Source organism: Shewanella sp. ECSMB14102 (assembly GCF_000813075.1).
GTDB classification, from domain to species: Bacteria; Pseudomonadota; Gammaproteobacteria; order Enterobacterales; family Shewanellaceae; genus Shewanella; species Shewanella indica.
This window is the reverse complement of the sequence record NZ_JWGX01000027.1, coordinates 85,268-92,991: the sequence shown is the minus strand read 5'-3', so window position 1 is coordinate 92,991 and position 7,724 is coordinate 85,268. Positions and strand designations below refer to the sequence as shown.

Here is a 7,724-nt window from a genome sequence, read left to right as displayed (position 1 = left end):
ATCATGGAAAGCGAAAAAGGTTCCGCTTATTTAGGCAACAACGCCCTTTGAAGCCAAGGATTATTTAATGACAGGTTGATGATACCGGATACATTATCCGCCACAACAACAGCAGCCATATTGAACCGCTTAAACATCCCATCAATGACGACATCATCAATCTGACCTTTCCCCTGTGTTCTACAGGTTCTACCGGGTGTCGTCTTTTTACAGCTCTAATGAAGCTGCCGGCTTTAATGACTCTGTCACCTTTGTTTTACAAAACAAAACCAGCCATGTTGTGACAACTCTTTTCGGCTTCTTCAAAAACTAGTTTTCCTATTAAATACAGCTTGTTACAGTTAGCATTCCAAAGTATCTCAATTGACTATTATTGCGTTATAATGCCCATAATTTTGTTCTTCGCTCAAACCAAGATTCTGAGCGAGCCGTGAACGTTTAAGAGATTCTTATGACAACCAATACCGCCGTAGAAAAAATCAGCCTTGAAGAGCTAAAAACATGGCTTTGGGGCAGCGCAAACATCATGCGTGGCACAGTAGATAGCTCAGACTTCAAAAACTATATCTTTGGCCTCCTGTTTTTAAAACGTCTTTCAGACGTATTTGACGAGCGTGTAGAAGCCGTGATGGAAGAGGAAGGTTGCAACGCTGAAGAAGCAATGGCACTCATTCAGGAAGATAACCCAGAGCAATTCGTTCCTGTGTATGCACGTTGGAACAAGCTGATCGAAAGAACGGAAAATATTGGTGAGTACATCGATGAAGCCTTTGCTGAAATCGAACACCAAAACCCATCACTAGAAAAAGTGCTTACCGCCATTCAGTTCGGTGATAAAGAGAAGCTCAGCAATGAGTTACTTACTCGCCTGCTCCGCCACTTTAACCAACACAAGCTGGGCAATAAAAACCTCTACAAAGCCGACCTACTTGGTGATGCATACGAGTATTTGATTGGTAAATTTGCTGATGATGCTGGCAAGAAAGGTGGCGAGTTCTACACCCCCCACGAAGTGGTAGAACTTATTGTTAAGCTGATTGACCCACAACCAGGTCATGAAATTTACGATTTGACCTGTGGATGTGGCGGCATGTTGGTTGAGTCCGCTCGTCACATCAAAGAGAACTACGAGAATGGCACCATCATGGGTAAACCTAACTGTAAACTTTACGGTCAGGAGAAGAACCTAGGAACATGGGCAATTGCCAAACTCAACATGTTCCTGCACAACCTAGATGGTGACATTAAGCGCGGCGATACTCTCGTAAACCCATTACATAAAGATGGCGAAGGCCTTCAAACGTTCGACCGTGTGATTGCCAACCCTCCATTTTCAATCAAAAACTGGTGGGAACCGTTGGAATTGAATGGCGGCAAGATAGTTGGCGATAACGGCAAAGAAAGAAATGTTAAATACAGCACTGACCTTAAAGATCCTTATGGTCGATTTGGCCTTGGCGTTGCACCGAGGACTAAAGCAGATCTAGCCTTTGTTCAGCACATGGTTGCCTCAACGAAAGATGACGGTCGCATCGGCGTTGTCGTTCCTCACGGCGTACTGTTCCGTGAAGGTGATGAGGGTAAAATTCGTAAAGGTATGCTTATCGGCAACGATGAATTTAAAGGCGACTTGATCGAAGGTGTAGTTGGTTTACCGCCAGCACTTTTCTTCAACACAGGCATTGCGGCGGCGGTTTTAATCATTAATAAAGACAAACCAGCCGCACTGAAGAACAAGGTTATTTTCGTTGATGCATCTGCCGAGTTTGGTGAAGGTAAGGCGATGAACTATCTTCGTGAAAGTGATATCAAACGTATCACAACCGAGTACAGCAAAGCGAAACAAGCTTTAGTTGATGCAGGAGAGCAAACGGAAGATAGACTTTCCAATCTACTGGACTCAGTTTCAGTGGAAAAATACCTAAGAGTAGTTGAACTTGAAGAGATTGAGGCAAACGATTTTACTTTGAATATCAGTCGCTATATCGACACGTCAGAGGTTGAGGAAATTATAGATGTAGAAAAATGCCTTAATCATCTAAGAAATATCGAAAAGCAGCTCCTTGATACTGAAATTCAAATCTCAAAATACTTATCTATTTTAGGATTGGAGAAGTAAATCGATGCTCAAAAAGTCTCCTTATACACTAAAAAAAATTGGTCCATTGATTGATCTACTAAGCGGGTTTGCATTTAAGAGCGATGAGTTTTCTGACGTCGCAACAACAGAACAGCACATACGCTTGCTTCGTGGTATCAATATTACAGAAAATGCTATAAGAAATAACGATACTATCGACAAATTTTGGTTTAACTCATCTACTGACCTTGATAAATACTACCTTAAGGAAGGCGACTTAGTCATTTCAATGGATGGTTCAAAAGTGGGCCGAAATTATGCTCTTGTATCACCTAAAGATCTCCCTAGTTTACTCGTCCAACGAGTCGCTAGAATTCGTGCAAAAGAAGGCTTACATCTACCGTTTTTACATCAACTAATAGGATCCAAGATTTTTACTGACTATGTTGATAGCGTAAAAACAAGCAGTGGAATCCCACACATCAGCGCAAAACAGATAAAAGAATTTTCAATACCTTTGCCAAATATTGCGATTCAACAAAAAATCGCAGAAGTTCTTTCAACAGTTGATAAGAAAATCAACCTTATCGACCAGAAAATTGCAGAAACCGAAAAGCTAAAAACAGGCTTAATGCAAAAGCTGTTTTCAGAAGGTGTCGGTGTTCAGGACGAGAATGGGGAGTGGCAACCTCATACTGAGTTTCAGGATTCTCCATTTGGGACGATTCCTGCCATTTGGAATCTCAACAAACTCAGCACTTATTGCTCTATAGTTGCGGGGGTATCGCCTTCGAAATTAAACCTGAATGAGAGTGAGGGATACCCATTCTTCAAAGTAGAAGAGTTCAACTATTCGAAGAAGCTACTAACAAAGTCCAGAAACTACGTAAGTAATCAAGCATCTTGCCATACAGGAGAGTTTCTACTTTTACCGAAACGAGGAGCAGCAATCTTCCTAAATAAGCTAAGATTGGCTAAAGGAACTTTCCAGATTGATACAAACGTTATGGGAATCAGCTTCGATAAAGAAGTCGCGAATCTAGACTTTATGCTTTATCGCCTACTTTTTGAAAGACTTGAATCTATAGCTGACGTATCCACAATTCCGCAAATAAACAATAAACACATAAATCCGTATATTATCCCTTTGCCTCCTTTGGGTGAGCAACAGAAAATTGCTCAAATAATCTCTACTGTTTTTGAGAAAATAGACCTATTGGAACAGCAAAAAGCCGAAACGCAGCAATTAAAAAAAGGCTTAATGCAGAAGTTACTTACGGGCGAATGGCGAGTTTCTGTTGAGGAAACTGAAGCAGCTTAGCGATTGCTTCATGATGCCTTCAAGCGAAGGCATCCAAAAAGCAAAAAACGTAATTTAAATGAACAATAAAAATGAATAACAATAAATTAAAGGAATAAGGTATGTCAGGTCAGGCTGAATCATCGAACCCAGAACTCGTCGGGGTAGAACGCCCAGCGATTGAATGGTTAAAAACTCTTGGTTATCAGCATATTAAAGGTCGAGATGTAGGGCAAACACACAAGACCGAGCCTGTTATTCTGGAATCGGTGCTAACTGACAGACTACACACCCTTAACCCTTGGCTGGCCGAGGTTCCAAGCGGTGCAAGCAAAGCAATTAAACAGCTCAGAGACATATGGTTTGAGCATAACAGCGACTTAATGCTGGCTAACCATGCGTTCTGGAAGCATGTTCTGTTTCAATCGAATCTGCAACAAAAAGACAAAAATGGTCAACCTCGTAGTATCCGCTTCATCAATCAAACGGGTGCCGAGGGTAACTTATTCCATGTGGTTGATCAGTACGTCGGCAAAAATGCCAACGATGAGCTTTTTAAGCCAGATTTATTGTTATTCATTAATGGCTTACCCCTTGGCTTGATTGAGTGTAAAAACAGCTCAATTAAGCTCAGCAAAGGCATTGCACAAATTGATGGCTACCAAGGCACTTTCACTCAACACTTTGCCTTTAATATGGTTTGTGCCGCCATTAATCGCAGCCAAGCCAAGTATGGCGCGATCTATGCGCCAGAACAGTTCTATCTGACTTACAAATTTGATCCGAAAAAGTCTGACGAGAACATTGTTCTTACCGAGTTAGAGAACCAATTAGGAAAGAAACCTACAGAACAAGACAAGCTACTGTGGGCATTATTCGAGCCTTCCCGCTTCGTGCGCTTAGTCTGTTTCTACCCTATGTATGAAATCGAGAAAGGTGTCATGATCAAGAAGCTGCCACGTTACCAACAGTGGCGTGCAGTAGAGAAGACGCTACTTCGTCTACAGGGTAAAGACCCGCAGCTATTAGGCCAAGAACTTGGCGGCGTGGTTTGGCATACGCAAGGGAGTGGTAAATCACTGACGATGGCACTACTTGCCCGTTTAATGCGAGCCGAAATTTCTGGTTTCAATAACCCAAGTATCTTGATTCTTACCGACCGTACTGACCTTGACCGCCAGATCCACAATACCTTTACCAATGTCGGTCTTGAATCGATTAAAGCAGATTCCGTCGCTGGGCTAGAAGCCATGCTCAGCAATGACTACGGCACGATTTTCACTTCGACCGTTCAAAAGTTTCAAGAAAGCGATGGTAAGCAAATACAGGCCGCAAAAGAGTCTGAAGATGAGGATTCCATTGCAGACTCTAAAAGTCGCGTCAGACGCGTTTTGAGGAAAGATGATTCGGGGCAAGAACAGTGCTGGATTTTAAAGGAGAACAATGTTCTTCACGGTCAAACCGATGCTAATGGCAACCCTAAAAAAGCCAAATGGGAACTCGTGAGCGAAGAGAAAGTTGATTTTCGTGTTCTGAGTACCAAGCCAAACTTTTTCGTGATGGTTGATGAAGCTCACCGCAGCCAGTATGGATTCCTTGCTGCATTCATGCGTGCATCTTTACCTAATGCGAAGTTCATAGCTTTTACTGGCACCCCGCTTTTTAAAGACGATAAAGAAACCTTGGGTACATTCGGCGGTAAGGAGTACATCGATACTTACCGCCTCGACGAGGCGGTTGCAGATGGCGCGACACTGCCTATTAAATATCTTGAAGGTATGGCGCAATGGGGTAGTGACGGAAAGCTAAAACAAGCTTTTGAGGATGAATTTGGTAATGAGCCTTTAGCCCGTAAGAAAAAGCTAAAGCAAGAATTACTCAAAAAACGTCGTGGTGCTATCGGTCGTATTGAGGAGAATGCTCGCCATCTTGTCGAGCACTTTCTATCAAGCGTGAAGCCTCGCGGCTTTAAAGCCATGCTGGTATGTGACGGGCGAGATATGGCTGTTCGCTATAAAGACGTACTAAACCAAATCATGCAGGAGCGTCAAAACAAAGGTCTGCCGACCTTTGAAAGCCGAGTGGTTATCTCTCTCGGTAGTATGACAGATAAGCGCACAGGTATTAGTGAACAACAAGCTCACTATGCATCAGGCTCAACATCAAAACTTGAAACTATCGAAGAGCGTATCAAACGGGAACTCAAACAAGGTCAAACACCGATAGCCGTACCGTCTGAAAAGATCCCAAGCTTGGTGAATGATGAATTTAAGCTACCTTATGGTGATGAATCCGCTAATACCAAAGAAGAAATCAAGTTTAACAACATTGGGTTAATCATCGTTTCTGACATGCTGTTAACTGGCTGGGATGCGCCTATTGTTAGCACTTTATATTTGGATAAACCGCTAAAAGAACATACTTTGCTTCAGGCCATTGCTCGTGTAAACCGAACTCGAAAAGGCAAGAAGGCAGGCTACATTGTCGATTATTTCGGTGTGGTTGAGTACCTAGATGAAGCACTGAAAGTTTACGGGGGTGACGTACACCCCGATCAAGTATGGACGGACATCGAAGCCGAGCTACCGCGCCTTCAATCTGCTTTGACAAAAGTGTTGGATATTCTTCCGAAAAAGCACAACCCAGTGAAACAACCTGAACCTTACAAAGAGGATGCCGATCTTTACCTAGACCCAGATACTCGCCTAGATATTGTTGAAGACTTCCTGGTTGCTCTCGCTGGATTCAATAGCCGTTTAGATATTGTGTTACCCGACGAACGCGCATCTAAATATCAGCCTTACTTCAAAGTACTGAATGAGATAAAACTCCAACTGCGCAACAAAATGCCTGAGAGTGCAGATACGGTTCGCATCACCGCATCTGAATCTGAGCTGCTTAAAAATATGCTCGACGAGCATATAGAAGCAAGTGAAGTTAAGAGCTTGCTTGGTCGTGAAGTTTCAATTCTGGATGCTGCGGATATGGATCTACTCCGCAAACAAAAAAGTGCTGGGAGTGCAGCGTTGGTCATGAAGAACAAACTCAAGCACACCATTAAGACAGGTAAAGGCAAAGATCCTGCCTTCTTTGGCGACTTGGAAGAAGAGCTAGAGAAACTTATTCAAGATGAACGTGAAGGACGTATTGAACAAGCGCTATTCCTGGAACAGCTAGAGCTTTTTGCTCAACGTGTTCGTGATAAAGATGCCAAGCCATCTGAAATGGGTTTGGGAACAGCAACAGAGCGAGCCGTGTTCAACTACCTGGAAAAGCAGGTAGAGGAAGCAGAAGCTTTGGCATGGACTAAAGGCATCTTTAGCCACCCTGATATCACTGAAGTCATGTTGTCACCGATATGGAAAAAACAGACTGATATTCACAATGAAATCAAGAAAACTATCAGGACTATTTTACGTGGTCTTGGAGGCTGGGATATGACAGTAGCACGTCAGCACTCTGCTGAAATTTTCAGTATTATGCTGAACAACTGATCCTTTGCTTCATTAATGACGAAAGAAACAGATGCCAATTTTTCAATACGGTACAACTGAAATCGAGTGGGAATTTAAACTCGACTCAAAACTCAGTCACCACTACGTTACTGTAGAGCGAGGCAAGACTGTTCTTCTTAAAGGTCCAAGTGCCTCTGAGGATGAGCAACGTGAGCTGATTCGTTATAGAGCAAGGTGGATTAAAGAGCGCTTAGCGGAAGTCAATCAACCGTTAAAAGAAGAAATAGTCACGGGTAGCCGAGCGCCCTACCGTGGTCGCTCTTTCTATTGTGAAGTGAGCCCTGCGCCAGAGTTATCGACGGTAGAAGTGAAGTTTAACCAAAGCCGTTTTAAAATTCTTTCTCCCGAAGGCCACTTCGTCAGCCGTGAGCGATTCAAACCAGCGTTGGAGCGTTTCTACAAACAGAAAGCCTTAGAGAAAGTTGCTTCTCGCTTACGCTATTGGCAACAGGAAACGGGCATGCAAGCCACAACTTTCCACATAAAAAAGTTTGATGCACGTTGGGCTAACTGTACCGAGAACAATGTTCTGGAGTTCCACCCTCGTTGCATGGAGTTTTCCAATAAGGTAATGGATTACATAATCCTTCATGAGCTATGCCATACCGTAGAAAAAAGCCATAGCAAAAACTTTTGGAAACTAGTCGCCAAGTATTGTCCTGACTGGAAAGAGTTGCATGAAGAGGTAGAGCGTTCTGGGATGGGTATATAGAACAAGATTTCTGGTATTTTTGCACACAAAAGCTACTTGAGAAAAGTTGCATCAATACCGATAAACACAATCTTGGAAGAGCCTTAAACTTGGCTTGTGAAGATGACGGCAGAATCG

General features: G+C 42.9%; 4 protein-coding genes. All 4 read left to right on the top strand.

The features are described 5' to 3' along the window. Positions 1-451: 451 nt before the first annotated feature. Positions 452-2,119, top strand: coding sequence for a type I restriction-modification system subunit M (locus RC73_RS10385; RefSeq protein ID WP_039034564.1), 1,668 nt, complete (start codon positions 452-454; stop codon positions 2,117-2,119). Positions 2,120-2,123: 4 nt separating this feature from the next. Beyond that, positions 2,124-3,401: a restriction endonuclease subunit S gene (locus tag RC73_RS19885; protein ID WP_052248130.1), complete on the top strand. Its 1,278-nt coding sequence runs from the start codon at positions 2,124-2,126 to the stop codon at positions 3,399-3,401. Between the two features lie 101 nt (positions 3,402-3,502). Then, on the top strand, positions 3,503-6,874 hold the full coding sequence (locus tag RC73_RS10375) for a type I restriction endonuclease subunit R (RefSeq protein WP_039034563.1): 3,372 nt from the start codon (positions 3,503-3,505) through the stop codon (positions 6,872-6,874). A gap of 31 nt (positions 6,875-6,905) precedes the next feature. Then, complete coding sequence (locus tag RC73_RS10370; protein WP_039034562.1) at positions 6,906-7,607, top strand: M48 family metallopeptidase; 702 nt, start codon at positions 6,906-6,908, stop codon at positions 7,605-7,607. The last annotated feature ends 117 nt before the right edge of the window (positions 7,608-7,724 follow it).